Annotated in this window: 26 protein-coding genes; 16 read left to right on the top strand and 10 right to left on the bottom strand. The window is 71.7% G+C overall.

What is annotated here, in order from left to right; genetic code table 11:
• Nucleotides 1-29: 29 nt before the first annotated feature.
• Nucleotides 30-803, bottom strand: coding sequence for a hypothetical protein (locus ACLQ28_RS19150; protein WP_425687645.1), 774 nt, complete (start codon nucleotides 801-803; stop codon nucleotides 30-32).
• A 140-nt stretch (nucleotides 804-943) separates the two neighbouring features.
• Nucleotides 944-1,783, bottom strand: a complete 840-nt coding sequence (locus ACLQ28_RS19145) for a UbiA family prenyltransferase (protein ID WP_425687644.1) — start codon at nucleotides 1,781-1,783, stop codon at nucleotides 944-946.
• A 46-nt stretch (nucleotides 1,784-1,829) separates the two neighbouring features.
• Between ACLQ28_RS19145 and ACLQ28_RS19140 the strand changes: the two genes are divergently transcribed.
• The 4 genes from ACLQ28_RS19140 (at nucleotide 1,830) to ACLQ28_RS19125 (ending at nucleotide 5,593) form a co-directional block, all read left to right on the top strand.
• Nucleotides 1,830-2,600 carry a methyltransferase domain-containing protein gene (locus tag ACLQ28_RS19140; protein ID WP_425687643.1) on the top strand — a complete coding sequence of 257 codons (771 nt, stop codon included), beginning with the start codon at nucleotides 1,830-1,832 and terminating at the stop codon, nucleotides 2,598-2,600.
• Nucleotides 2,601-2,640: 40 nt separating this feature from the next.
• Nucleotides 2,641-3,807: an acyl-CoA dehydrogenase family protein gene (locus ACLQ28_RS19135; protein ID WP_425687642.1), complete on the top strand. Its 1,167-nt coding sequence runs from the start codon at nucleotides 2,641-2,643 to the stop codon at nucleotides 3,805-3,807.
• Between the two features lie 94 nt (nucleotides 3,808-3,901).
• Nucleotides 3,902-4,951, top strand: a complete 1,050-nt coding sequence (locus tag ACLQ28_RS19130) for a type III polyketide synthase (protein WP_425687641.1) — start codon at nucleotides 3,902-3,904, stop codon at nucleotides 4,949-4,951.
• A 24-nt stretch (nucleotides 4,952-4,975) separates the two neighbouring features.
• Nucleotides 4,976-5,593, top strand: coding sequence for a hypothetical protein (locus ACLQ28_RS19125; RefSeq protein WP_425687640.1), 618 nt, complete (start codon nucleotides 4,976-4,978; stop codon nucleotides 5,591-5,593).
• A gap of 130 nt (nucleotides 5,594-5,723) precedes the next feature.
• Here ACLQ28_RS19125 and ACLQ28_RS19120 read toward each other — a convergent pair whose 3' ends face one another.
• Nucleotides 5,724-6,416 carry a hypothetical protein gene (locus ACLQ28_RS19120; RefSeq protein WP_425687639.1) on the bottom strand — a complete coding sequence of 231 codons (693 nt, stop codon included), beginning with the start codon at nucleotides 6,414-6,416 and terminating at the stop codon, nucleotides 5,724-5,726.
• 328 nt (nucleotides 6,417-6,744) lie between these two features.
• On the opposite strand from ACLQ28_RS19120, the gene ACLQ28_RS19115 reads away from it, so the two are divergent.
• From ACLQ28_RS19115 to ACLQ28_RS19100, 4 genes are read left to right on the top strand one after another with little or no spacing between them, the layout of a single operon-like run.
• Nucleotides 6,745-7,230 carry a CarD family transcriptional regulator gene (locus ACLQ28_RS19115; RefSeq protein WP_007073334.1) on the top strand — a complete coding sequence of 162 codons (486 nt, stop codon included), beginning with the start codon at nucleotides 6,745-6,747 and terminating at the stop codon, nucleotides 7,228-7,230.
• A gap of 57 nt (nucleotides 7,231-7,287) precedes the next feature.
• Complete coding sequence (gene ispD / locus ACLQ28_RS19110; RefSeq protein WP_425687638.1) at nucleotides 7,288-7,983, top strand: 2-C-methyl-D-erythritol 4-phosphate cytidylyltransferase; 696 nt, start codon at nucleotides 7,288-7,290, stop codon at nucleotides 7,981-7,983.
• Between the two features lie 13 nt (nucleotides 7,984-7,996).
• Nucleotides 7,997-8,482 carry a 2-C-methyl-D-erythritol 2,4-cyclodiphosphate synthase gene (gene ispF, locus ACLQ28_RS19105; protein ID WP_425687778.1) on the top strand — a complete coding sequence of 162 codons (486 nt, stop codon included), beginning with the start codon at nucleotides 7,997-7,999 and terminating at the stop codon, nucleotides 8,480-8,482.
• 10 nt (nucleotides 8,483-8,492) lie between these two features.
• The gene (locus ACLQ28_RS19100; RefSeq protein ID WP_425687637.1) at nucleotides 8,493-9,521 is read left to right on the top strand and encodes a tetratricopeptide repeat protein; all 1,029 of its coding nucleotides are present in this window, start codon (nucleotides 8,493-8,495) and stop codon (nucleotides 9,519-9,521) included.
• A gap of 189 nt (nucleotides 9,522-9,710) precedes the next feature.
• On the opposite strand, the gene ACLQ28_RS19095 is transcribed toward ACLQ28_RS19100, so the two are convergent.
• Nucleotides 9,711-10,877 carry a homogentisate 1,2-dioxygenase gene (locus tag ACLQ28_RS19095; RefSeq protein WP_425687636.1) on the bottom strand — a complete coding sequence of 389 codons (1,167 nt, stop codon included), beginning with the start codon at nucleotides 10,875-10,877 and terminating at the stop codon, nucleotides 9,711-9,713.
• Nucleotides 10,878-10,971: 94 nt separating this feature from the next.
• Here ACLQ28_RS19095 and ACLQ28_RS19090 point away from each other — a divergent pair, with 94 nt between their 5' ends.
• From ACLQ28_RS19090 to ACLQ28_RS19065, 6 genes are all read left to right on the top strand, one after another.
• Nucleotides 10,972-11,841: a hypothetical protein gene (locus tag ACLQ28_RS19090; RefSeq protein WP_425687635.1), complete on the top strand. Its 870-nt coding sequence runs from the start codon at nucleotides 10,972-10,974 to the stop codon at nucleotides 11,839-11,841.
• Nucleotides 11,838-13,034 carry a fumarylacetoacetase gene (fahA, locus tag ACLQ28_RS19085; RefSeq protein ID WP_425687634.1) on the top strand — a complete coding sequence of 399 codons (1,197 nt, stop codon included), beginning with the start codon at nucleotides 11,838-11,840 and terminating at the stop codon, nucleotides 13,032-13,034. The genes ACLQ28_RS19090 and fahA overlap by 4 nt, the downstream gene beginning before the upstream one ends.
• Before the next feature lie 178 nt (nucleotides 13,035-13,212).
• Nucleotides 13,213-13,422 (top strand): DUF397 domain-containing protein, encoded by a 210-nt coding sequence (locus ACLQ28_RS19080; protein WP_425687633.1) that lies wholly within the window; start codon nucleotides 13,213-13,215, stop codon nucleotides 13,420-13,422.
• A 141-nt stretch (nucleotides 13,423-13,563) separates the two neighbouring features.
• Complete coding sequence (locus tag ACLQ28_RS19075) at nucleotides 13,564-14,046, top strand: SRPBCC family protein (protein ID WP_425687632.1); 483 nt, start codon at nucleotides 13,564-13,566, stop codon at nucleotides 14,044-14,046.
• 262 nt (nucleotides 14,047-14,308) lie between these two features.
• Nucleotides 14,309-15,565 (top strand): PQQ-binding-like beta-propeller repeat protein, encoded by a 1,257-nt coding sequence (locus ACLQ28_RS19070; RefSeq protein WP_425687631.1) that lies wholly within the window; start codon nucleotides 14,309-14,311, stop codon nucleotides 15,563-15,565.
• 102 nt (nucleotides 15,566-15,667) lie between these two features.
• Nucleotides 15,668-16,069 carry an LPXTG cell wall anchor domain-containing protein gene (locus ACLQ28_RS19065; protein ID WP_425687630.1) on the top strand — a complete coding sequence of 134 codons (402 nt, stop codon included), beginning with the start codon at nucleotides 15,668-15,670 and terminating at the stop codon, nucleotides 16,067-16,069.
• Nucleotides 16,070-16,144: 75 nt separating this feature from the next.
• On the opposite strand, the gene ACLQ28_RS19060 is transcribed toward ACLQ28_RS19065, so the two are convergent.
• From ACLQ28_RS19060 to hppD, 6 genes are all read right to left on the bottom strand, one after another.
• Nucleotides 16,145-17,026, bottom strand: coding sequence for a hypothetical protein (locus ACLQ28_RS19060; RefSeq protein ID WP_425687629.1), 882 nt, complete (start codon nucleotides 17,024-17,026; stop codon nucleotides 16,145-16,147).
• A gap of 160 nt (nucleotides 17,027-17,186) precedes the next feature.
• On the bottom strand, nucleotides 17,187-17,750 hold the full coding sequence (locus tag ACLQ28_RS19055) for a hypothetical protein (protein ID WP_425687628.1): 564 nt from the start codon (nucleotides 17,748-17,750) through the stop codon (nucleotides 17,187-17,189).
• A 132-nt stretch (nucleotides 17,751-17,882) separates the two neighbouring features.
• Nucleotides 17,883-18,986, bottom strand: coding sequence for a histidinol-phosphate transaminase (hisC, locus tag ACLQ28_RS19050; RefSeq protein ID WP_425687627.1), 1,104 nt, complete (start codon nucleotides 18,984-18,986; stop codon nucleotides 17,883-17,885).
• Nucleotides 18,983-19,966: an RDD family protein gene (locus tag ACLQ28_RS19045; protein ID WP_425687626.1), complete on the bottom strand. Its 984-nt coding sequence runs from the start codon at nucleotides 19,964-19,966 to the stop codon at nucleotides 18,983-18,985. Before ACLQ28_RS19045 ends, hisC begins: the two co-directional genes overlap by 4 nt.
• On the bottom strand, nucleotides 19,963-20,670 hold the full coding sequence (locus ACLQ28_RS19040) for an RDD family protein (RefSeq protein ID WP_425687625.1): 708 nt from the start codon (nucleotides 20,668-20,670) through the stop codon (nucleotides 19,963-19,965). Before ACLQ28_RS19040 ends, ACLQ28_RS19045 begins: the two co-directional genes overlap by 4 nt.
• Before the next feature lie 11 nt (nucleotides 20,671-20,681).
• Nucleotides 20,682-21,887, bottom strand: coding sequence for a 4-hydroxyphenylpyruvate dioxygenase (hppD, locus tag ACLQ28_RS19035; RefSeq protein ID WP_425687624.1), 1,206 nt, complete (start codon nucleotides 21,885-21,887; stop codon nucleotides 20,682-20,684).
• 139 nt (nucleotides 21,888-22,026) lie between these two features.
• Between hppD and ACLQ28_RS19030 the strand changes: the two genes are divergently transcribed.
• Nucleotides 22,027-22,530, top strand: coding sequence for an Lrp/AsnC family transcriptional regulator (locus ACLQ28_RS19030; protein ID WP_425687623.1), 504 nt, complete (start codon nucleotides 22,027-22,029; stop codon nucleotides 22,528-22,530).
• Nucleotides 22,531-22,600: 70 nt separating this feature from the next.
• Nucleotides 22,601-24,061 (top strand): PQQ-binding-like beta-propeller repeat protein, encoded by a 1,461-nt coding sequence (locus ACLQ28_RS19025; protein WP_425687777.1) that lies wholly within the window; start codon nucleotides 22,601-22,603, stop codon nucleotides 24,059-24,061.
• Nucleotides 24,062-24,182: the final 121 nt, after the last annotated feature.

Genomic DNA, 24,182 nt, shown 5'->3' with positions numbered 1-24,182 from the left:
CCGGGGTGTCGGTCGATGCGAAGATCGTGTCACTCGTGGGTCGTGCCGCCCTCGTCGAAGCCGCCCTCACGCTCGATGATCGGGGAGGCGGGCGCCGCCGGGGTGAGCGGCACCGCGATCGGCGCCTGGCCGGTCACCGTGTTGCCGTTGCCGAAGTCGAAGGTCACGACGACGTTCTGACCGGAGCGCAGCGCCTCGGTCAGGCCGATCAGCCGGAGCTGGGTGGTGGCCTCGGAGTTGAGCTGGATGTAGCTCAGCGGAGCCAGCTCGATCCGTGCCGGCTGACCCGGGGCGGCGGGGCTGGCCGAGCCTGACGCCCGCGCCGACTCCGGTGCGGACGGGGTCGCCGAGGACGACCCGGTCTCGGACGGGGTCGCCGACGGGCTGGCCGAACGGGACGTCGAGGTCGACGGGCTGGCCGAACCGGACGGCGTCGGGCTCATGGAGGCGGACTCCGAGGCGGACGGCGACGGGCTCGCCGAGCCGCCGCTGATCACCAACTCGCGAGCGCTCTCGGTGGTGACGGTGACAGTCACCGTCTCCTTGGAGTCGTTGTAGATCACGGCGCTGAGCGGGGCGTCCTGGCCGGCTCGGTAGCCCTCGGTGCCCGGGTAGTCGACAAGCAGGCCGCGCACCGAGAAGGAACCGCTGTCGGTCGTGAGGTTGACGCCCTGGACCGACGGCTCTTTCAATGCGGTCTCGGCGATCTGACCGGTGCCGCATCCGGACGCCAGCAGGCCGGTCGCCGCAATCCCGGACAGCAACAGGGCCGCCCGCCGGGATCCCCTGATCGAGCGCGTCACGTCGGTCCTCCTCGTCACAATCCCCACCCGGGCCGCACGCCGGGCACGGTGGCCATACCCGCGCAGACCGCGCTCCAGGGTAGTTGGGGCTGATCGAGGTCCGCACGCGGACCCGGCAATGCCACCTACCCGGGCGCCGTTCACACCACCCGACCGCTCGCCACCAGCAGGACCACGTCGATCAGGGCCACCAGCATCACCGCCCGGAAGGCCGCCACCGGCCGCCGGCCCGCCCGGACCGCCGAGCGCCCGGCGTACCAGCTCAGTGGCGGGACCACGGCGGCCGTGCCGACCGCCGCCAACCCGATCGCCGACGGCGGCCCGGGTGGCCCGAGAGCCAGGGCCGCGGTCGCCGCGAGAAGCAGCCCGGCCGCCGCCGCACGGCTCCCGGAGGCACCCAGCCGATGTGGCAGGCCACGCACCCCCGTCCGAGCGTCGTCGGCCAGGTCGGGCAGCACGTTGGCGAAGTGCGCGCCGGCACCCAGGCACGCCGCCGCCGCCAACAGCCAGGCGGGCGGGGTCGGCTGACCGGGCAGTGCCAGCACCACGAAGGCGGGCAGCGCACCGAAGGAGACGGCGTACGGCAGCGCCGAGAACGCGGTGGCCTTGAGCGGCCAGTCGTAGAGCAGCGCGGAGACCAGGGCGACGGTCAGCCAGAACGCCGCCGCCGGGTTCGTGGTCAGCGCCAGCAACGGACAGGCCACCGCGGCCGCCGCGGCGGCCCAGGCCGTGGTGCGGCGACCGACCATGCCGGCGGCGACCGGTTTGTCGGTACGGCCCACAGTGGCGTCCCGTTCGGCGTCCAGTGCGTCGTTGGTCCAGCCGACGGCAAGCTGGCTGGCCAGCACGGCGAGCACCACCGAGACGATTCCGGACGGTCGATGGCCCACTCCCCACGCCAGTAGACCGGCCACCGTGGTCACCGCTGCGGCCGGTTCTGGATGGCTCGCTCTGACCAGCCCTAACACCCTCGACGACATAAGGGAAGTCTGGTCGTTACCGAGCAGTCGTGCCACGCTCGGAGCCATGCGAGACGTGGATGCGGGTACGGCGTCCACCGGGCCTCGGGTGCTGCCGCGAAACGACCCGCGCCAGTACGACGACCTGGCCGGTGAGTGGTGGCGGCCGGATGGCGCGTTCGCGATGCTGCACTGGCTGGCTGCGGCCCGCGCGGCGCTGGTGCCGCCGACGAGTCGACCTGACGCGCTGCTGGTCGATCTGGGTTGTGGCGCGGGTCTGCTCGCGCCGCACCTGTCCGGCAAGGGCTACCGACACGTCGGGGTGGATGTGACCCGCTCGGCCCTGGCCCAGGCGGCCGAGCACGGGGTGTGCGTCGTGCAGGGCGATGCGACAGCCGTTCCGCTGCCGGACGGTTGTGCCGACGTGGTCTCCGCAGGTGAGCTGCTGGAGCATGTGCCGGCCTGGCCGCGTGTGGTGGCCGAGGCGTGCCGGCTGTTGCGCCCGGGGGGCCTGCTGGTGCTGGACACCCTGAACGACACGGCGCTGGCCCGGCTCGTCGCGGTACGGATCGCTGAGCGGCTGCCGACGGTGCCGCGGGGCATTCACGATCCGCGGTTGTTCGTGGACGCTCGGGCGCTGGTGGCCGAGTGCGCTCGGCACGGCGTCGACCTGCGGCTGCGCGGCATCCGTCCGCAGGCCGGCGGCCTGGTTGCCTGGCTGCTGCGGCGGCGTCGCGTGGCCCGGACGGGTGCGACGTCGGCCGGTCGCGCCCCGCGCATCGTGCCGACCCGATCCACCGCAGTGCTCTACCAGGGCCGGGGGGTCCGAAACGGATAGTCGGGCCGTCGCGGGGTACGGCACTGGAGAAGGAGGCGTTATGACGGTGCAGGCGCTTGAGGCAGCCCGCCGGTTGGCGCCGCGTTTCGCCGCGCGGGCCGCAGAGCATGACCGGGACGGTTCCTTTCCGGCGGACGACTTCCGTGACCTGCGGGACGCTGGTCTGTTCGGGTTGATGGTGCCCCGCGCGTTGGGAGGCATGGGGGCCACCTTCGCCGAGTACGCCGCAGTGGCCACTGAGCTTGCCCGGGGCAACGGCGCGACGGCCCTGGTGTTCAACATGCACGCCTCGGTGACCGGCGCACTGGGCGCCGTCACCGAGGAGTTGGCCGAGGCGCTGGGCGTGCCGGACGAGGCGTTGGTGGCCCGGGACAGCCTGCTCACCGCGGCCGCGCAGGGCTCCTGGTACGCGGTCGCGATGAGCGAGCGCGGCGCCGGTGCGCGGCTGTCCCAGTTGAGCACGGTCTACGAGGCGACCGACGAGGGCTGGCATCTCAAGGGCAGCAAGACCTTCTGTTCCGGTGCCGGGCACGCCGACGGTTACCTGGTGGCGGCACGCAGCGCGGCCGATCAGTCGGTGGTCTCGCAGTTTCTGGTGCCGGCCAGCGATGGATTGACCGTGGAGCCGACCTGGGACGCGCTCGGCATGCGCGCCACGTCCTCACATGACCTGCACCTGGACGTCACGGTGCCCGCCGGCCGGCTGCTCGGCGGGGTCGAGGGTCTGGCGTTGGTGGTCGCCCAGCTGATGCCGCACTGGCTGGTGGCGAGCTACGCGGCCGTCTACGTGGGGGTCGCCCGGGCTGCGATCGACGCGGCGGTCGAGCATCTCAATGAGCGCAAGCTGGCCGGCCTGCCGGCGGTGCGCGCCCGGCTGGGTCGGGCGGACGCGGCGACGGCGGCTGCGCAACTGGTGGTCGCCGAGGCGGCCCGTCGAGTGGACGAGACGCCGGGCGACGCGGAGACCAACCGCTGGGTGTGGCGGGCAAAGCTGCTCGCCGGCACCACGGCCGCCGAGGTGGCGGCGTCGGTGCTGGAGGCGGCGGGCACCTCGGCGACCCGGCGTGGTCATCCGTTGGAGCGGCTCTACCGCGATGCCCGATGCGGCTCGCTGCACCCGGCCACGTCGGATGTCTGCGCCGACTGGCTCGGCATCGCCGCGCTGGGCGGCGACCCGGATCGCGACGGATCGGCACCGCGTTGGTGAGCCGACCTCGCGGGACTCGCGCGGAAGGTAGGCCAGCCGAGGTGGCTGGTGGGTCGGCCAGGGGGAGGACAGCATCTGACGAGAGGTGGGGATCGTGTCCGTACCAGTGATCGCGGGGCTCGGGATTGCTCAGCCGCCGTCTGCTTCGCAGGACGAGTTGTGGGAGGGCTTCTTCTCTCGGCACTTCTCCGGCACCACCCGGTCGTTGGCCCAGCGGATCTTCGCGAACTCGGGAGTGACCCGCCGGCAGGCCTCGGTCAACCCCCTGCTGGAGGACGTCTCGGACTGGCCGACCGAGCGCCGAATGCGCCGGTACCAGGTGGAGGCTCTGCCGCTGGGCAAGGAGGCGGTTGGTCGGGCGTTGACCGCCGCCGGGCTGGGCGCCGGCGACATCGGGCTGTTCATCGTCTGCTCCTGCACCGGGTACGCCACCCCCGGGCTGGACATCCTGCTCGCCCGGGATCTCGGTATGGCTGCGGACACCCAGCGGATGTTCATCGGCCACATGGGCTGTTACGCGGCACTGCCGGGGCTCGGTGCGGCGAGTGACTTCGTCACCGCGCGGGGGCGACCGGCGCTGCTGCTCTGCGCGGAGCTGACAAGTCTGCACATCCAGCCGTCCAGCGCCCGGGTGGACACCCAGCAGATCGTCTCCCACGCGCTCTTCTCGGACGCCGCGGTCGCCGCCGTGGTCGTGCCGGGGGGGCGAGGGTACGCCTTACGCGAGGTCACCTCGGTCACCGACACGTCGAGTGCCGACCACATGACGTGGGACGTCACCGACGCGGGCTTTCGGATGGGGTTGTCACCGAAGGTGCCGCAGGTGCTCTCAAGGCACGTCCGTGGGCTGGTGGACGACCTGCTGGCCCGGCACGGCGTAACCAGCTCCGAGGTGGACGGTTGGGCGGTGCACCCGGGCGGGCCGAGGATCCTCAACGTGGTGGAGCGGGAGCTCGCTCTTCCTCCGGAGGGGTTGGCGGCCTCCCGCGCGACTCTCGACGAGCATGGCAACTGCTCGTCGCCGACCGTGCTGCTGATCCTGGACCGGCTGGGCCGCTCGACGCCTGCGGCTCGGCGCATCGTCATGCTGGCGTTCGGCCCCGGTCTCACCCTCTACGCGGCTCTGCTCGATCGACAAGACTGAACATCCGACCGGTACGCTCACGGCATGGATCCAACGGCAGACGACCGGCTGCGCTCGGCGGTCCTGTTTGGTGCGGCGGTGGCCGTCCTGGTCGTCGGTGGCTGGTGGTGGCGTGCCGCCGCGCCCACCCCGGCGGCCAGTTCGGCTCGTCCACCAGCGACCACGCCGAGCGTCGAGCCGAGCGTCGAGCCGAGCGTCAGCACCGCGCTGGAACGTGCCCTGGTGTTGTCGGGGCCCGATGGGTCGTCGGTGACCTTTCGAGTGGACCCCGAGACGGGTGAGGCCCTCGAGGTCAGACGCCCGACGAGTCCGACCCTTGGCGCCGGTGACGCTCCGGGCGACCTGCCCGATTTCGAAGAGACGATCTGGCGGCACCAGGGGGAGTTGATCCCTGGTCAGGACGTCACCAGGCAGTCGACCAACGACGGCGCGCGCTACCTGCTCCAATACCGGTGCACCCGGCCCGGCGCGATGATGGTGACGAGCACCGGGGCCGAGATCGTCGGCCCGTCGCGCATCGATTGCGACGGCACGACCACCCTCGCTGAGGTGACGCCCACTGGCGGGCTGATCCGGGTGTCCCTGTCGGCCGTGGGCGACAAGCCCATCGACGCTGAGGCGCAACTCTTCGTGGAGCCCTGAGCCTGAGCCCAGCGGCGCCAGCCGATCGCCGGGCGCAAGATCGACTCAACATCGCCGACGTGGCGGCATCCAGCTGCCGGGAAACCGCCACATCGGCGACATGGAGTCGATCTACCTAGGGCTCGTCGGGTCAGGAGGCGAGGGCGGCCAGGTCCTGCCGGTACGTCTCGATCGTGCCCAGGTCGGGCAGCACCCGGGTCACGATGCCGGCGCGGTCGACGAACAGGGCGGTCACGGCGCCAGGGCGAGCTGGTTGGCCCAGGAACGAGCGCAGCCCTCCAGCCGGATCGGCCAGGGCCCGAGCCTGCCGCTGGGTGGTTGGCCCAGCCGGGACCGTCCGCTCTCCGGTGACGGTCACCACGGAGACGCCGGTGGGCGCGGCCGCCAGTGCGTCGGCGACGCGCGCTGGGCAGGGGCAGCCGTCCACCAGGATGATCATGGCGGGCAGTAGGCCGCGCAGTGGCACCGGCGCCTGGCTCGCGTCGACCAGGTCCAGTGCGGGCAGCGCCCGCCCGGCGAGGGGCGCGGGTGGCGAGTAGGGAGCCGGGGTTGGCCGGTCGTTGCCACGGTTGGCTCGCGGCCAGGTGACCACGAGCAGGCCGGCCAGCGTGGTGAGGACCGCCACCAGCAGGACCAGCAGCGGCAGGCCCAGAGCCCGGCGGCCGCCGGGTAGGCGGGTGGCCCGGCGCAGTTCACGGCGGATCTGGGCGGCCTCGGCGGCGAGCGCGGAGGCGTCGTCGGGGACCACCACCCGGCCCCATTCGGGTGGGAGGCCGGGCAGGCCGTCGGCTGGCCCGTGGCCCTCTGCATCCGGCTTGCCCATCGGACCTCCTGGAAGGGTCTCGAGAGCGGAGTGCGGCTCGGACTCCAGGGTCCCGCACCAGGGGCACCTCCCGCTACACCTGGGCGCAGTCTCGCCGACCGCGATACCATGGGAGGAGCGCATAGCCCTTGATCTCGACGTTCTGTTCATTCGTGCCGGGCAGTCATCCGCACGTTACGGAGCGTGTTCGAACCATTGGTTTGACCGCCTGTCAAGCTGAAGCAAGACCTCTCACAGGGCCCCTGAGCTGCGCCAACGGTCAGGACATCGGTGAGACATCGCTGCCTGACCGTGTTACCCTAGACACAGCGAAAGGGGTTTCGAACCTATGGTTTTCAGTGTCGGCGAGACCGTTGTTTACCCCCACCACGGGGCCGCACTCATCGAGGCAATCGAGACTCGGGTCATCAAGGGCGAGCCTAAGCAATACCTCGTCCTGAGGGTCGCGCAGGGTGACCTGACGGTCCGGGTGCCCGCCGAGAACGCCGAGATCGTGGGTGTTCGCGAGGTGGTCGGCGAAGAGGGCCTCGGTAAGGTCTTCGACGTTCTGCGGGCTCCGCACACCGAGGAGCCGACCAACTGGTCGCGGCGTTACAAGGCCAACCTGGAAAAGCTGGCGTCCGGCAACCCGCTGAAGGTCGCCGAGGTCGTGCGCGACCTGTGGCGCCGGGAGCGGGAGCGGGGCCTCTCCGCAGGCGAGAAGCGGATGCTTGCCAAGGCCCGCGACATTCTCGTCGGCGAGGTTGCGCTGGCTGAGAAGAGCACCAAGGACGAGGCGGAGACGCTGCTCGACAAGGTCCTCACCGAGGCCTAGTCCGCACAGCATCGTCGTTACCCGATTCGTAACAGAGAAACCACCGAGGACCGCGACGTGACCGCGCAGCTCAATCCGCGCGGTGACGTCGCGGTCCTCGTGCCTGCGGCGGGTGCTGGCGTACGGCTCGGCCCGGGCCGTCCCAAGGCGCTGCGCCTGCTCGCCGGTGAGCCGCTACTCGTACACGCCGTGCGTCGGCTGGCAGCCGCACCTTCGGTGCACACGATCGTGGTGGCCGCGCCGGCCGCCGAGGTGCAGGCCGTCCGCGAGCTGCTGGCCCCGATTGCGCCGGTGATCGTGGTGTCAGGCGGTGCGGAACGGCAGGCGTCGGTGGCCGCCGCGCTGGCTGCGGTGCCCGCCGGCCCGACGATCGTCCTGGTGCATGACGCCGCCCGCGCGCTCACCCCTCCTGAACTCGTCGAATCCGTCGCCGCGGCGGTCCGCGACGGGCGCGATGCGGTGATCCCGGTTCTGCCGGTCGTCGACACGATCAAGGAGGTCGGTGCCGGCGAGGTGGTGCTCGGCACCGTCGACCGTTCCGCCCTGCGCGCGGTGCAGACCCCGCAGGGTTTCCGCCGGGCCGTGCTCACCGCCGCACACGCCGTCGCCGGCGACTCCCTCACCGACGACGCCGGGCTCGTCGAGAAGCAGGGCGTCGCGGTGAGCTGCGTGCCGGGCTCGGAGTACGCCCTGAAAATCACCCGACCGTTCGACCTGGCCCTGGCGGAGCACCTGCTTGCCGCCTCCGGTTGACGCGTACCCTCTGATCATGATCGTTCCCCGGGTGGCCATCGGCACTGACGTGCACGCGTTCGAGCCCGGCCGGCCCTGCTGGGTCGCGGGCCTGTTCTGGCCCGACCAGGACGGCCTGGCCGGTCACTCGGACGCTGATGTGGCCGCGCACGCCGCTTGCAACGCGCTGCTCTCCGCCGCTGGCCTCGGTGATCTCGGCTCCGCCTTCGGGGTGGGTGAGCCGGAGTGGGCCGGCGCGTCCGGGGTGGCCCTGCTGACTGAGACGGCCCGCCGGGTGCGGGCCGCTGGCCTGGAGATCGGCAACGTGTCCGTGCAGGTCGTCGGCAACCGACCCAAGATCGGCCGCCGCCGGGCGGAGGCCCAGCAGGTGCTGTCCGCAGCCGTCGGCGCCCCGGTCACCGTCTCGGCCGCGACCACCGACGGGCTGGGCTTCACCGGCCGCGAGGAAGGGCTGGCGGGCATCGCAGTGGCCCTGGTGTACGACGCGCCGGCCGCCTAGGCTCGCCGCGATGCCCAGCGACCCCGCCCCCGACCGGTCCGCCGCCGACGGCTACGTCCAGCGGGCCCAACTTCTCGCCGAGCTCGGCCGTCACGACGAGGCGGCCGGGGAGCTGACCTACGGGCTGGCCCTGCAGCCGGACGACGTGGATGCCCTCACCATGCTGGCCCGGGTGCATCTGGCCGCCGAGCGCCCGGCCGAGGCGCTCACCGCTACGGACACGGCCGTGGCAGCCGCACCGGATGCCCTCCCGCCGTTGGTCGCCAGGGGCATGGCGTTGGCCGACCTGGAGCGCTATTCCGAGTCGGCTGCCACAGCCGACCGGATCCTCGCCCTCGGCCCGGCCGACGCGTACGCCCAACGGAGTGCGGCGGCGATCCTGGCTGGGGCTCGCAACGGCCAGCCCGCGCTGAACGCGGCCTGGCGCGGGGTCGAACTGGCCCCGGAGGAGCCGCAGGCGCATCTGGTGCTCAGCCTGGTCGCCGCCCGGCTGGACCTGTTCGACCTGGCCGAGCGGGCCTACCGGGAGGCGCTGCGGCTCGACCCGCGCATCGCCGAGGCCGGGCAGGATGTGGGTGTCATGCGACTGGAGCAGCGCCGCTGGTCGGAGGCATTGGAACACGTTGCCGAGGCCGTGACGATCACCCCGAGTCGAATCGACTCGCCGCGGGCCCTCGCGCACGGCCTGCACCGCCTGGTGCTCTACGGCGCGGGTTGGACGCTGGTGGCGGCGGTGCTGGTGGCGTTCGTGGCCTCCGCGAGTGACGGGTTCTCCCGCATCCTGGCGGTGCTCGCCGCGCTCACCGGCGGGGTCGTCGTCTGGCAGCTCGGGGCCCGGCTGCCGGGGCTGACCCGGACCGTCCTGCCCGCGATGCTGATCTCGGATCGGGCGATGGCCCTGGCGATCTACGCGGTGGCCGCCGCGCCGGCGCTGCTGCTGGTGTACGCGGCGGTCGGCTCGCCGTGGCCGCTCGTGCTGGCCATCGCCGTCACGGGGATCGCCCAGTGCGCCGTCTTCACCAGAACCGCCATCCGCTGACCCACCCCCCGGCACCCCAACCTCCGACACCCCAACCTCGGGCACCCCAACCTCCGGCGTAACCCCTAAAGATCCCCAGCGTCGCTCAGCTCGACCAGGTCAGGTTTTCGCCGGAGCCCGACCCGCGCAGGGATCAAGCCTGACCGCCCGGAGCGGGTCGGGCTCCGGCGAAAACCCCCACAAGGCCGACTAAACAGAACGCGCCCAAGTCCAGGCGTACCCCTCGTCCTCACAGTTGTTGGCGGCGTCGCAGAGATCCAGGGGCCGGAAGGTGTCGACCATGACGGCCAACTCGTCGAAGTAGTCCGCACCGATTGAACGCTCGGCGGCACCCGGCTGGGGGCCGTGGGTGAAACCGGACGGGTGCAGCGAGATCGAGCCCTGCTCGATGCCGGAGCCGCGTCGGGCTTCGTAGTTGCCGCCGGTGTAGAAGAGCATCTCGTCGGAGTCGACGTTGTGGTGGTTGTACGGCACCGGGATCGACTCCGGGTGGTAGTCGACCTTGCGGGGCACGAACGAGCAGATGACGAAGTTGGGGCCCTGGAAGGTCTGGTGCACCGGCGGGGGCTGGTGGATGCGGCCGGTGATCGGTTCGAAGTCGTGGATGGAGAACGCCCACGGGTAGAGGTGCCCGTCCCAGCCGACGACGTCGAACGGGTGGTTGGCGTAGACGTGTCGAGTCCAGCCGCGGCGGTGGCGGACCAGCACCTCGACCTCCTCGTCGTCGACGAGCAGCGGGGTGTCGGGGCCGCGGACGTCGCGCTCGCAGTACGGCGAGTGCTCCAGGAACTGGCCGCGTACGGAGAGGTAGCGCTTGGGTGGGCCGATGTGCCCGGACGCCTCGACGCTGAGCAGGCGGACGGGCTGATCGCCGGTGGGCACCAGCCGGTGGATGGTCGAGGTGGGGATGATGACGTAGTCGCCGGCGACCGCGTCCAGCACCCCGAACGGGGACTCGACGCGCAGGGTGCCGGCCTCGACGTAGAGGCAGTGGTCGCCGGTGGCGTCGCGGAACAGCGGTGAGGGCTGGTCCGCGAGCACGTATCCGATGCGAACGTCGTCGTTGGCGAGCAGGTACTGCCGGCCGAGGATCGGGTCGACGCCGCCGGTGTCCAGTTTGTGGGTGCGCAGGTGGCGGGGCTTGAGCGGCAGGTTCGGTGCCCGGGTGAACGCGGGTGGGGTGAACTCGTCGGCGGCCAGGATCGCCGTGGGCGCGTGCCGGTGGTAGAGCAGGGACGAGTCGGAGGAGAACCCCTCCTGGCCCATCAACTCCTCGGCGTAGAGGCTGCCGTCGGGTTGACGGAACTGGGTGTGGCGCTTGCGCGGCACCTCGCCGACGCTGCGGTAATACGGCATCTCGCCTCCCGATATGTCCCGTCCACCGGCCGAATCTGTCCGATAATCGGACGCTGTTGTCCGTTCCTCGTAGCGTCCCGTACATTCTTGTTCCGTGTCAACGCAGGTGCCCGCACTCCTCGACGGCCTGGTGGACGACGCCGCCGTCTTCCCACCCGGCAGCGCCGCGCTGCCGGACGCCCTGGCCGCCCATGGTCGGCACCGCACCGCCTGGTACGCCGACCTGGTCGGCCCGCTGCTGGTCCCGGCCTCGACCGTGGCGCGCGGCGACCTGAGCGGTCTCGTCGACCCCGGCAAGGGCCTGACGGTCGGGTTGATCGGCGACACCGGGATCGGTCACCTGCCTTTCGCGCTGTCGTTCCTGGCCCCGGACGGCGTCACCGCTCGTCAGATCGAGGTAGCCGTCGCCAAACGAGGCGAGGACCCGCTGCCCGGCATCGCCGAGTTGCTGCGGCTGACCGACGCGCTGCCAGGTGTCGAGGCCGTCTACGCCGAGCTGCCCCTGACCTTCGGGCTGATGGGTGCGCTGGACGCGCTGGCCGCCGCCCGGAACGACGGGGTGCCGATCGCGGCCAAGTTCCGCACCGGCGGCCTGGCCGCCGAGCTCTTCCCCACGCCAGCCGAGCTGGCCGCGGTCATCTGCGCGTGCCGCGACCGTGGCCTGCCGTTCAAGCTCACCGCTGGGCTGCACCAGGCCGTCCGACACCTGGACCCGGAGACCGGGTTCACCCACCACGGCTACGCCAACGTGCTGGCCGCGACGCTCGCGGCCGCCGACGGCGACGGCGTGGGGGTGGTCGCCGAACTGCTGACCGTGGTCGACCCGCGCCCCCTGCTGGAGCGCGCGACGGCACGGCTGCACGAACCCCGCCCACTGTGGGTCGGCTTCGGCTCGTGCAGCATTCTGGAACCACTTACCGATCTGATCCGGCTTGGGCTGGTGAACGGGGGCTACGACGCATGACCTGGGTGACCGGCGCCGACGGTTCGCCGTACGGGGTGACGAACCTGCCGTACGGGGTGTTTCGGACCGACGGGGGGCAGCCACGGATCGGCGTACGGATCGGGTCCTGGGTGTTCGACCTGGCTGCGGCCGAGGCCGCGGAGCTGGTGCTGGCCGCCGGTGCGCTGTGCCGACCCACCCTCAACGACTTCATGGCGCTTGGCCGTCCGCAGTGGACGGCGGTGCGGCAGCGGATCACCGAGCTGCTGACCGACCCGGCGCACCGGGCTGCGGCGGAGCCGATGCTGGTGCCCCTCGACGACGTGGAACTGCTGCTCCCGATCGAGGTCGCCGACTACGTCGACTTCTACTCCTCCGAGCACCACGCGTCCAACGTCGGGCAGATCTTCCGCCCCGGCCAGCCGCCGCTGCTGCCCAACTGGAAGCACCTGCCGATCGGGTACCACGGGCGGGCCGGCACAGTCGTCGTCTCCGGCACTCCGGTGATCCGGCCGACGGGGCAGCGCGCCTCCGCTGAGGGCCCGGTCACGGGCCCATCGGTACGCCTCGACATCGAAGCCGAGGTCGGCTTCGTGGTGGGCGTACCAAGTCCGTTGGGCGAGCGGGTGTCCGTCGACGACTTCGCCGACCACGTCTTCGGGGTGGTGCTGGTCAACGACTGGTCCGCCCGGGACATCCAAGCCTGGGAGTACCAGCCACTCGGCCCGTTCCTCGGCAAGTCCTTCGCCACCTCGGTCTCGGCCTGGGTCACGCCGCTCGACGCGCTCAGCGACGCCTTCGTGCCGGCCCCCGACCAGGACCCGCCGGTGGTCGACTACCTGCGTGACGTGCCGCACCTGGGCCTGGACCTTCGACTGGTGGTCGAGTGGAACGGCGAGCGGGTCAGTGAGCCGCCGTTCGCCACCATGTACTGGACCCCCGCACAGCAGTTGGCGCACCTCACCGTCAACGGCGCGTCACTGCGCACCGGCGACCTGTACGCCTCCGGCACCGTCTCCGGCCCGGACCGATCGCAGGTGGGTTCGTTCCTGGAGCTGACCTGGGGCGGGGCGGAGCCGGTCAAGTTGGGTGACGAGACCCGCACCTTCCTCGCCGACGGCGACACGGTGACCATCACCGCCACCGCTCCCGGCCCGGACGGCACGGACATCGCCCTTGGCCAGGTCACCGGCACGGTTCGTCCGGCCCGCTGAGCGGGCGCGTTCCATCCGTCTCGTCGATGGGGCCGGTGATCGCACAGCCGGTGCGACCGCTCACCCTGGTTGATCCGTTGATCGTCCGGATTCCGTCGCCTCGCCGCGCGATCCGGGCCGGGTCATGCCCGGGTGCCAGCGGCGGTGGGGCATCCCATCGCACACGGAGGTAACGACGATGCACGATCTTGCGGGCGCGGTCTGGCGTACCAGCAGCCGCTCAAACGACCAAGGGCTCTGCGTGGAAGTAGCGGACAACCTGGTGGATGTCCATGGTCTGGTCGGGATCCGCGACTCAAAGGATCAGGCCGGCCCCACACTCGCGGTCAGCCCGCCGGGGTGGACGGCGTTCATCGGCGCGATCCGGGTCGGTCGTCTCGAACGCTGACCGGCGCTCCGGCACGGGTCAACGACGACCGGTGCCGAACGATCGCCTAATCGGACAGTGGCCTCCGGGCGGTGGAATTCCGTCCCGGGGGCCCCGTCCGGCCCTTACTCCGCGTACCGTCGGGGACACGGGGAGGGTGGCATGTCGACGGTGGCGGTTACCAGGTTCATCGAGGCGCACGCTGTCGATGTCTGGTGTCTGTTGACCGACCTGCCCGGCCGCGCGGCCCGGCTCGCCGCAGCGGGCACGATCGAGGTGCTCACCCCGGTTCCGTTCGGGCCGGGCACCGCCTGGCGTGAGGAGCGCGCCCAGCCAGGCGGCGGCACGTTGACCGAGGAGTTCCTGGTGGTGGAGACCCTCGCCCCACAACGGCTGGTGCTCTGTTCCTCCGGTGCCGGCGTGGATTACCGGATCACCTGGAGTCTGCGGCCGGTCCGGCGTCGCCGTCGGGGTTGCACAGCGGTCACCGTCACCCAGGAGGCGGTGCCGACCGCTCCGTACGGTCGGGTGGTGGCGCTGCTGCTCGGCGGCCTCGCCGCGCGGGCGGTCGAGGTGACACTCCGGCGTGACCTCGCCGATCTGGCCTCCGCGGCCGGTGCCACCGGCTCCGTCGAAGCCGCCTAGGGCCTGTGTCAAAGCCCTCGGTTGAGCCGAGGCGGAGTCCAGGCGGCGGTCCGGCAAGGCGGAAGTTCGTCCGGATACCGGTGTTGTATCCGGACGAACTTCCAACGCGGCCGGTCGTCGTCTGGGCCCGCCGCAGGCCGGCCAGGGGCTTTGACACAGGCCCTAGGGCCATACACCTCCGCGATGTGCCCGGCCGTGGCCGCCGTGACCTGAGCGGGGTTGGGCCGATGCCCCTGGGTAGGGTGCCGGGCGGAGGTGCGGCATGGGGATCCCGAGGGGCCGGCGAGCGATCGCGGTCGCGGTCGCGGCGCTGCTCGCGACCGTGGCGGTCGTGGTCATCGTCCACCGGGTGCTCGCGCCGGCCGAGGTGAGCACGGTGGCCCGTGGCGCGTATCCGGCCGCGGCCCAACCGGCCGCCCGTGTGATCGGTCGACTGCCGGTTGCCCCGTTGATCGTGGACGGGAGGCTCCGGGTGTACGCCGCGCACCGTCAGGTCTACGCCGACCAGCCGGTCGACGGGCGGTACCGGACCAGCCCGTTCTGGTCGTACCGGCGTTGGCCAGCGGAGTTGAACGGGGTGGTGGCAAGCGGCAGCGTGGTGGTCAGCCGTTGGTCCGACGGTCAACTGGTCGCGCTCGACGCGGCGACCGGTCGGGTGCGTTGGAAAACCGACGGCCCGGAGCCCACCGAGAGCGGGGCTGCGGTGCGGCGTACCGGTGCGGCCACGGTTTGGGACCCGCGCGGGCTTCACCTCACCGAGCTTCCGGACGGCCGCACGGTGGTGGTGGTCAGCGGAGACGTCCAGGCCCGCGGGGTCGAGCTGAGTGGCGGCCGGGAGCTGTGGCGGGTCGATCTGCCCGGCAGTTGCCGCAGTGACGTCGGCACCACCGCTTCCGGGCAGCTGATCGGTCTGGACAACTGCGCCGGGCCCGCGGCGGTGGAGTTCCGGGACGCGGCGACCGGTGCGGTTCGCGAACGGTGGCGACCGCCGGGTGGGTCGGACGAGTTGGTGGTGACTCCGCTCGGTTGTCGTACCAGCCGGTCGGACTGCTCGGCCCTGCGCACCACTGGGCCGGGCGATGCGGGTGGCCGGGGTTGGCTGGTCGGCACCGGGGAGCCGGTCGCTGCCCCCGCGCTGGACCCGGCCGGCGCCGTGGTGGTCGGTGAGCAGGCCGTCGTGGTGCTCGACGGGGTGGCGGTGGGTCGGTCGGCGCGTACGGGCACCGAGCTGTGGCGATCCGCGGATCTGGGTGCGGCACGGGTTCTGGCCGCGCAGCCCGGACGGGTGCACCTGCTGACCGAGGCGAACGACCTGGTGACGTTGGATCCGGTGACCGGTGTGCAACTGTCCCGCTTCTCGCTCAACGTCGGACGGGATGGGACGGGCTGGGCGCCGGGTGCGGTGGCCGCCGCGGGGGGTTACGTCGCAGTGGAACGGCTCCGCGAGCCGGTCGACCCGGATGGCGACGACAACCGCTACTACCTGACGGCTGAGGCGGTGATCCTGGCCGCCACCTGATCGTGGCGTCTTCGGCCTCCGGACACATGAACCGTCCATTCCCTTTGTCCGTAAAGGGTATGTTTTTCACAGTTCAGGTTTCCGTTGGGAAGGGGTCGGCGCATGGGCAGGACAGCAACCAACTACCTCGTGGGTGGGGCACTAGCCGCCACCGCGAGCCTCGCACTGGCGGTTCCGCCGGTGCTTGCCGCAGGCCACGCGTCGGCGCGCGGGTTCAACGCCGTCCGGGCCGCGCCGTCAGCGGACACCGGCGTCACCTTCGAGATCTTGCCGGCGCCGACACCGACGCCGACGCAACCCGAGCCACCCACCCCGACACCCACGCAACCGCCACCGACGCCCACGCCGACGCAACCCACGTCGGCGCCACCCCAGCCCTCACCCAGCCACGGTGGCGAGCTGCCGGTCACCGGTTCCGATGGGTCGACGTTGCTGCTCACCGGACTGGGTGTGACCCTGCTGATCGTCGGTGGGCTCGCCGTTCGCCGCAGGCGGCCGGTCTGACGTACGCCCGCCGCCGGCGGCTCGGTTGAAGCCTGCCGCCGGCGGCCGGTCTGAAGCGCGGCCGCCGGCGTGGCGTCAGCGTCCGGCGGGGATCCGCTCCCGTGGCGCACCGGTGGGCGGCCGGGGGGACCGCCGGGAGCGGCGGACCAACACCGCGAGGCCGGCGAGGAGCAGCAGGCCTGCGATGGCCGCCCCCACCGTCCAGACGGACGCCATCCGGGAGATGACGCTGCCTTGTTTTCCGACGTGACCCGGGTCGGGGAACTCGATCTGCGCGGTGATGCTGCGCTTCACAAGCCCGCTCTCCAGGTTCACCTCGATCTTCCAGGGCCCGTTCGGCAACTCGGCCGGTAGCCGTGCGATGACCTGCCCGGAGCCACCCGGCGGTAGCGTGACGCCCTGCACCACCGGGAACGGGCCGGCCCGGCTGTCGGCCGGTCCGTCGGTCAGGGCGACCGTGCCGGTCAGGTCGATGGCACGACCGCCGGTGTTGGTGACCTGAGCGGTGACTGTCGGCACCCCCTCGGGGCTGCGGGCCGGGCGAAGCTCACCGATCGAGAAGTCGGAGACTGGTTCGCCACCGGGTCCGATGTCGAGGTACATCCGGACGCCGACCCGGTGGATCTGGGTGACCTCCCCGCCCTCTCGGGGCGCGGACGTGGCGGACGCCCAGATCACCCCGTACCGCTCGCCGCGCGAGGCGGGCGGCGGGACCGTGATGGTCGCCAGGACTCGGGCCTCGCCCCACGCTTTCACCTCGACAGCTGACGTGTCGAGGGTGATCCATGAGGTCAGCTCGTTGGCCGCACGACCCTCGCCGAACTTGAACTCCGAACCCTCCACGGCCGCCGCCGCCGGATACACGTCGATGCGGCGGGCCTCACCGGTGCGATTGGCGATCAGCAGTTGCCGCTTGATGGTGGTGCCCGGCGGGAGGTGATCGACGATGTAACGCAACGCCCGAGGGTCGTCGCGGCGGTTGCTCGGCGCCTCCAGCAGCCGGATCCCGAGGCGGTCGTCGGCGTCTGGCTCGGCCGCGCCGGCCCGGGTCGACAGACCCGGACCGGCGAGGGAGAGCAGCGCCAGTGCGACCGCGACGGTCGACCGGCCGTGGCGGCTAGGCCACCGAATGCGTCACCGTCCCGGTGTAGATGCCCGCGATGCTGTCCAGCGGCACGTTGACGACCAGGGTCGGGTTCCAGTTGGCGCTGTTGCCGCCGGTGCCCCCCGCGTGGGTGAACGCCGTGACTGGGATGACGCTGCTCAGCGGCTCCGCGTCGCCGGCCGTCAGCTGTCCTTCCGTGAAGGTACCGTCGCCGGTGGTCGGCGGGGTCCCCACGGCGGGGCCGGACCAGTAGTCGATCTCCTCCGGAAGGACCGTCTCGGGAGGACTGCCGCCGCCGGTCTGGAAGACGCTCGCGGTCACCGTGGCGACCCAGGAGGCGTCCGCCGCGCCACGGGAGTCGGTGACCGTGACCGTGCCGAGCTGAGCGGTGATGGTGCCACCGGGCGGGCCGCCGCCCAGGTCGGCAGTGGCCGGCGCGACGATGTCGAGGGTGCCCGCCTCCACCTCGAAGGTGACGTCCGTGGTGTCGGTGGGCGCGGCGGAGGCCGGCGCGGCGAGGAAGCCCACCATCGCGGCGGCGGCCGCTCCGGCGAGGCAGATCTTGGCAGTACGCACTGTTTGTTACCCCGTTTTCTCGAAGTGAGCCGGAGTGAGTCCTCGGCACATCCGGCTACTTCGGAAGATAGGGCAGTTAGCGCGCAGAATTGGACAAACGGAGCTTATGGCCCGATCCGGGTCACAAGCTGGTCAGGCCAGGGCCGACTCGGCAGCGTTCAGGAACGCGTCGTTCTCGGCCGGGGTGCCGATGGTGACCCGCACCCCGTCTCCGGCGAACGGCCGCACGATCACCCCGCGCGCCTCACACGCCTTGCCGAACGCCACCGCCCGCTCGCCCAGCGGCAGCCAGACGAAGTTGGCCTGGCTCGTCGGCACCTCGGGCACGAACTTGCGCAACGCCTCGGTGACGCGGTCCCGCTCGGCGACGACAAGCGCGCAGCGACGCTCCATCTCCGCGACCTGGCCCAGCGCCGCGAGCGCCCCGGCCTGGGCCGCCATGCTCGTGGAGAACGGGGTCGCCACCTTGCGGATGGCGGCAGCCACCACCGGCTGGGCGGCCAGCCAACCGATCCGCAGCCCGGCCAGGCCCCACGCCTTCGACAAGGTCCGCATCACCGCAACGTTGGGCCGGTCCAGGTAGTCGAGGCCGTCCGGCACCTCCGGGTCGGTGACGAACTCCCGGTACGCCTCATCGATGACCACCAGCACGTCGTCCGGCACCGCGTCGAGGAACCGGTCCAACTCGGCCCGGCGCAGCGAGGTGCCGGTGGGGTTGTTCGGGTTGCAGACCAGGATCATCCGGGTCCGGTCGGTCACGGCGGCGGCCATCGCCGCCAGGTCGTGCCCGTGCCCGGCGTCGTTGGGCACCCGTACGCTTGTCGCGCCGCTGGTCGCCGCGACGATCGGGTACGCCTCGAAGGACCGCCACGCGTAGAGCACCTCGTCGCCGGGCAGGCAGGTCGCCCGGACCAGGTGCTCGGTGAGCGCCACCGACCCGCAGCCGGTGGCGATCCGGTCGGCGTTCACCCCGTACCGCTGGGCCAGAGCGTCACGCAGCGCGACCACGCCCATGTCCGGGTAGCGGTGCGAGGCGGTGATCGCCTCGGTGACCGCCTCCACAACGCCGGGCAGTGGCCCGTACGGAACCTCGTTGCTGGCCAGCTTGATGGCCTCCGGCAGGCCCAGCTCGCGAGCCAGGTCGGCGGGGCTGCGGCCCGGGACGTAGTTGGGCAGCGCGTCCAGGTCGGCGCGGGTCAGCCGTAGCGCCGGTTGGTGGCGTCCGGAGTCGGTCATGGGGTGTCTCCCGGGGGCTGGTTGCGGTCGTTCGAGGGGGTGGAGCCGGTCTCGTGGGGGACTTCGACGACCACTGTCTGCGCGCGCTTGTCGTGCAGCGCCTGGCGCAGCGGGTGGTCGAAGAGCGGGGAGAGAGCATCGACCAGTTGCAGCACCAGGCCGAGCCCTGCGCAGTACCACAGCAGAGTAGGCAGGCCCAGCGTGCTCCAGCGGCTCAACGACCGACCAAAGCCCAGCGGCTGGTCGGCGGCGATCGGCACCGCCCGGATCCGCATCATTCGCTTTCCGACTGTCTGCCCACCAGCGGCCATGGCGGGCACCTCGTACGCCAGCCAGAGCGCAGTGGCGATCAGCAGGATCACCAGCAGGAGGGAGCCCGCCTGCTCGCCGGGCATCGGCAGGCCGTCGGCGGAGGTCTCGCCCCTCTCGGCCCGCCGGAAGACCTCCTGCCAGTACGGCGCCCACTCCTGCAGCCAGCGCCAGACGAACCAGCCGTTGGCCACCACGTTCAGCGCGAAGACGAGGCCGAAGTCGATCAGCCGAGCGGTGAACCGGCGGCCATATCCGGCCAGTGCGAAGCCGTGCGGTCGCGGCTCGGGCGGTCGCATGGGCCAGCCGGGGTGACCGGGGTGGCCGGCCGGAGGCACCCAGCCGGGTTGACCACCCGGTGGTGCCCAGCCCTGTGGGCCACCCTGCGGACCCCAGCCGGGAGGGCCGGCAGGTGCTCCCCAACCTGGGCCGTGGCCCGGTTGTGGGCCCTGTTGCGGTGGCCAGCCGGGCGCGACGGTCGTCGGCCCGGGGGGACCCGACGCTACGGGCGCAGCCGAGGTGACCGGCGCGGGCGGCGGCTCGACCGGCGGTGGGCCGTCCGGTGGGGTGGCGTCGACAGGAATGGGCGCACCGAGCCAACCCTCGCCGTCCCAGTAGCGCCGGGTCTCAGTGTCGGCGGGGTCGACGTACCAGCCAGGTTGAACGCTCACGAGGACACCTTAACGACGACCGTTGCGGCGAACTTGTCATGGAGGCACTGCTGCCACGGCTTGTCCCCGAGCTGCCAGAAACCGTCGACGTAGCTGATCCCGGGGACCAGTGAGCCCGCCAGGTACTGCACGAGCCACCGCCGGCCGGCCATCCGCCGGTTCAGGGTGTGGGTCGGGTCGATCGGCACCACGCGAAGCTTCATCACCTTCTTGCCGAGTGTCTGACCGCCGCGCTTGAGGTACTCCACGTGGTAGAGCCAGTAGAGCCCGAGCATCAGGACGAGGAGCCCGAGCTGAAGCAAGATCATCGGCAGGAAGAAGTCCACGAAGAAGGTGCCCGGGTCGGGTTCCACGAATGTCCCGTCGGGGTTGGTCTGCGTCATCTCGGTGAACATCCGCCACCAGAGGATGAAGAAGAACGGGCTGAACAACGCAAGCGACACGGCGCTCGCCAGCGCCGAGTCGATCAGCCAGGCCAGCAGCCGGTCGGTGAAGCTGGCCAGTGGCTGACCGCTCGGGCTCAGCGGCGGGGGCAGCGGGCCGGGTGGGCCGGCATGCCATTGCGGCGGGGCGTACCCGGGCGGGGCGTACTGTGGCGGCGCAGCGTACCCATAAGGGTGTGGTCCGGGCGGCGGCGCGACGCCGCCGGCGGCGGGCTGAGGCCCACCGACCGGCGGCATCGGGTACGACGGGGGTTGCGTCACGCTCGCAAGTGTTACAGGTTGCCGCGGGCTTCCTGCTCCCGCTCGATGGCCTGGAAGAGCGCCTTGAAGTTGCCCTTGCCGAAGCCCAGCGAGCCGTGCCGCTCGATCAGCTCGAAGAAGACGGTGGGGCGGTCCTGCACCGGCTTGGTGAAGATCTGGAGCAGGTAGCCGTCCTCGTCCCGGTCGACCAGGATCTTGCGGGCCTTCAGCTCCTCGATCGGCACCCGCACCTTACCGATGCGGGCGCGCAGCTCCGGGTCCTCGTAGTACGAGTCCGGGGTGTCCAGGAACTCCAACCCGGCGGCCCGCATCGCGTCCACGCTGGCCAGGATGTCGTTGGTGGCGACGGCGATGTGCTGGGCGCCCGGGCCCTGGTAGAACTCCAGGTACTCGTCGATCTGGGACTTCTTGCGGGCGATCGCCGGCTCGTTGAGCGGGAACTTCACCTTGCGGGTGCCGTTCGCGACGACCTTGCTCATCAGCGCCGAGTAGTCGGTGGCGATGTCGTCGCCGACGAACTCCGCCATGTTGGAGAAGCCCATCACCCGCTTGTAGAACTCGACCCACTCGTCCATCCGGCCCAGCTCCACGTTGCCGACCACGTGGTCGACGGCCTGGAAGAAGCGCTTCGGCTGGATGCCGGCGTCGATCATCGGCTGCCGGTCCACGATCGGGCCGCGGGCCACGAAGCCGGGCAGGAACGGGCCGGTGTAGCGGGACCGGTCGACAAGCGTGTGCCGGGTGTCGCCGTACGCGGCGATGGCGGCCATCCGGACCGTGCCGTGCTCGTCGGTCACCTCGTGCGGCTCGACGACGCCGGCAGCGCCCTGCGCGATGGCGTGCGCGTACGCGGCGTCGACGTCCGGCACCTCCAGCGCGATGTCGCTGATCCCGTCGCTGTGCCGGGCCACGTGCTCGGCGCCGTCGGCATCCGGGCGCACCGCTCCGGTCAGCACGAATCGGGCCGAGCCGCTGGTCAGCACGTACTGGGCGTGGTCCCGGTAACCCTGCTCGGGGCCCCGGTACGCCACGCAGGTCATGCCGAACGCGGTGGAGTAGTAGTGGGCGGCCTGCTTGGCGTTGCCGACCAGGAAGTGCACGTGGTCGAGGCCCCGGACGGGGAACGGGTCGTGGCTGATGTCGTGGTCGACAGCGCCGACGAGCCGGTCGACGTCGACGTCCTCGGTCGACTGGGGTCGGTCGATCGCCTGGGTCATGGTGGGCTCCCTCGCGTACCGGCCGGCCTGGTGGGCCGCCGTTGTCGGTTCTTGTGGCGAGGATCGCTGCCCCGGCGTCGAGTGGGCAACTGTTGGCAGAAATGCTGGTCAGGTTGTGCATTCGGTATGGTCAGCACCCATGAATGGTGAGCAGAATGTACAGCTCGATGCCCTCGACGTTCGCTTGATCGAACTGCTCGCCGAGGAGCCCCGGATCGGGGTGCTGGAGTGCTCCCGTCGGCTCGGGGTGGCCCGGGGCACCGTGCAGGCCCGGCTGGACAAGCTGGTCGAGCGGCAGGTCATCGAAGGCTTCGGCCCGGAGATCTCACCGGCCGCGATCGGGTTCGGGGTGACCAGCTTCGTCACCCTGGAGATCAGTCAGCGGCACGGCCACGACCCGGTCACCGCCCACCTCGCCGCCATCCCCGAGGTGCTGGAGGCGCACACCATCACCGGCTCCAGCGACCTGCTCTGCCGGATCGTGGCCCGCTCCAACACGGACCTGCAGCGGGTCATCGACTCGATCGTCTCTTCCGCTGGCATCACCCGGGCTTCGACGATCATCGCGCTGGCCGAGCAGATTCCCTACCGCACGCTGCCGCTGGTGCGCAGCGCCGTACGGGCCGACGGAAGGGCGCTGTAACACCTCCGAGCCCAGAAAGCGCGGCGACACGGCGGCACGGGCGTACGGAAGATCCGTGATCGTGGCTACGGTGTGCGGTGTGGCGAAGGGGAGCGTGCGCGGCGGACTGCTGCTCGGCCTCGCCGTGGTCGTCGCGCTCGCCGCGACCGGCGTGTGGAACCCTTTCCCGGGCCTGTGGGACTGGGTGGACCGCAGCGAACCCATCTCCGAACCCGACGTGGTCTGGCAGCAACGGGTCGGCGGGACTCCGCGCAGCGTGACCATCGCCGGCGACGCCGTCGTCGTCGAGCAGCGCACCCGGGTCGAGGCCCGCAGCCTGGCGACCGGCACCCAACTCTGGGAGCGCAAGGCCGACTGGTCGGCGGTCGCCGGCGGTGACCGGGACCCGGTCGTCGCCGTGGGCAAGCTCCTGGTCAAGGGGTACGAGCTACTCGACCCGGTCACCGGGGCGACCCGGCGACGCGACGACGACGCGGTGGCCGTTTGGACGTACCGCAACCTGCTCCTCGACGCCCGCTGCACCGATGCCACCGACTGCACCCTGAGCGCCTGGGACCCGCGCGGCACCGCACCACTCTGGACGGCCTTCCTGCCCGGGGTGCACAGCGGCCTGCTCGCCGACAACCCGGGTCTGCGCGGCACCCGCCGACTCACCGCCACCCGCATCGACGACGGGGTGGCCGGGGCGGAGGCCGCTCCACCGCTGCTCGGCTTCCCGGTCGACGGCAGGGTGCACGTGGTCGACACCGCCACCGGCCGGGTGTTGCAGAACGTCGAGCCCGGCCGGGAGGAGCGGCTCTCCGTGGTGGGTGGCCGGTTGCTGCGGATCGGCGCCCGCTCCCAGGACGGCAGCTGTTACTTCGCCATCTCGGCCGTGGACCCGGCGACCGGGCAGGAGGCCTGGCAGCGGGCCGGAGTCAACCTGCGTACCGCCGACTCCGCCGGCTGCGTGCAACGCGAAGACCCGCAGGGTGCGCGCAACGTGCTGATCGGCGTCGGCCCGGACGGCCGCGAGGCGGTCATCGACGGGTACAACGGACGGCTGCTCTGGGCCGGTGACTCGGGCACCAAGCTGATCGCGGTCGACGACCGCTCCGCGGTGTTCCGGGCAGCCGACAAGCGCTCGGTGGTCGCCCGTGAGCTGGGCAGCGAACGGGTGTTGTGGACACGGCCCGCCAGCGGCAAAGCCGGTGCCGCGCTCACCCCGTACGCGGCGGTGATCGCCGACGAGAAGCCGTCCCGGTTGGCCGCGGTGGACCCGCGCAGCGGCCGGGAGTTGACCGTCCTGCGGACCTCGGCGAACGCCCTGGCGGTCGGGTCGCAAGGCATGATCATTGGTGAGGGGCGCGAGATCGGGTACGTCCGCTTCGGCGCTACCGGGGGCTCGCCCGCCCAACCGCCCGACGACGGCGGAAATCCCAGGCCCAGCGGCACCGGCCCGGGCGGCACCGGCCCGGGCGGGCAGGACAACGGCGACTGCGGGCCGAAGGGGGAGCTCTGCCCCGACCCGGGCGGCGGCAAGGACGGCTGAGCGGCGGGGACAGGCTGAGCGGCAGGGGGAGGCTGAGCGGCCAGGACGGCTGCTGAATGAGCTGGCGGCAGACCGCCGCGCGCCCGAGGCGGTGAGAGCGGCGTCCCAGGACCAGCCCGGC

The sequence above is a fragment of the Micromonospora sp. DT201 genome (assembly GCF_049841575.1).
In the GTDB taxonomy this organism is placed as follows: domain Bacteria; phylum Actinomycetota; class Actinomycetes; order Mycobacteriales; family Micromonosporaceae; genus Micromonospora.
This window is presented reverse-complemented; position numbering and strand designations above follow the sequence as displayed.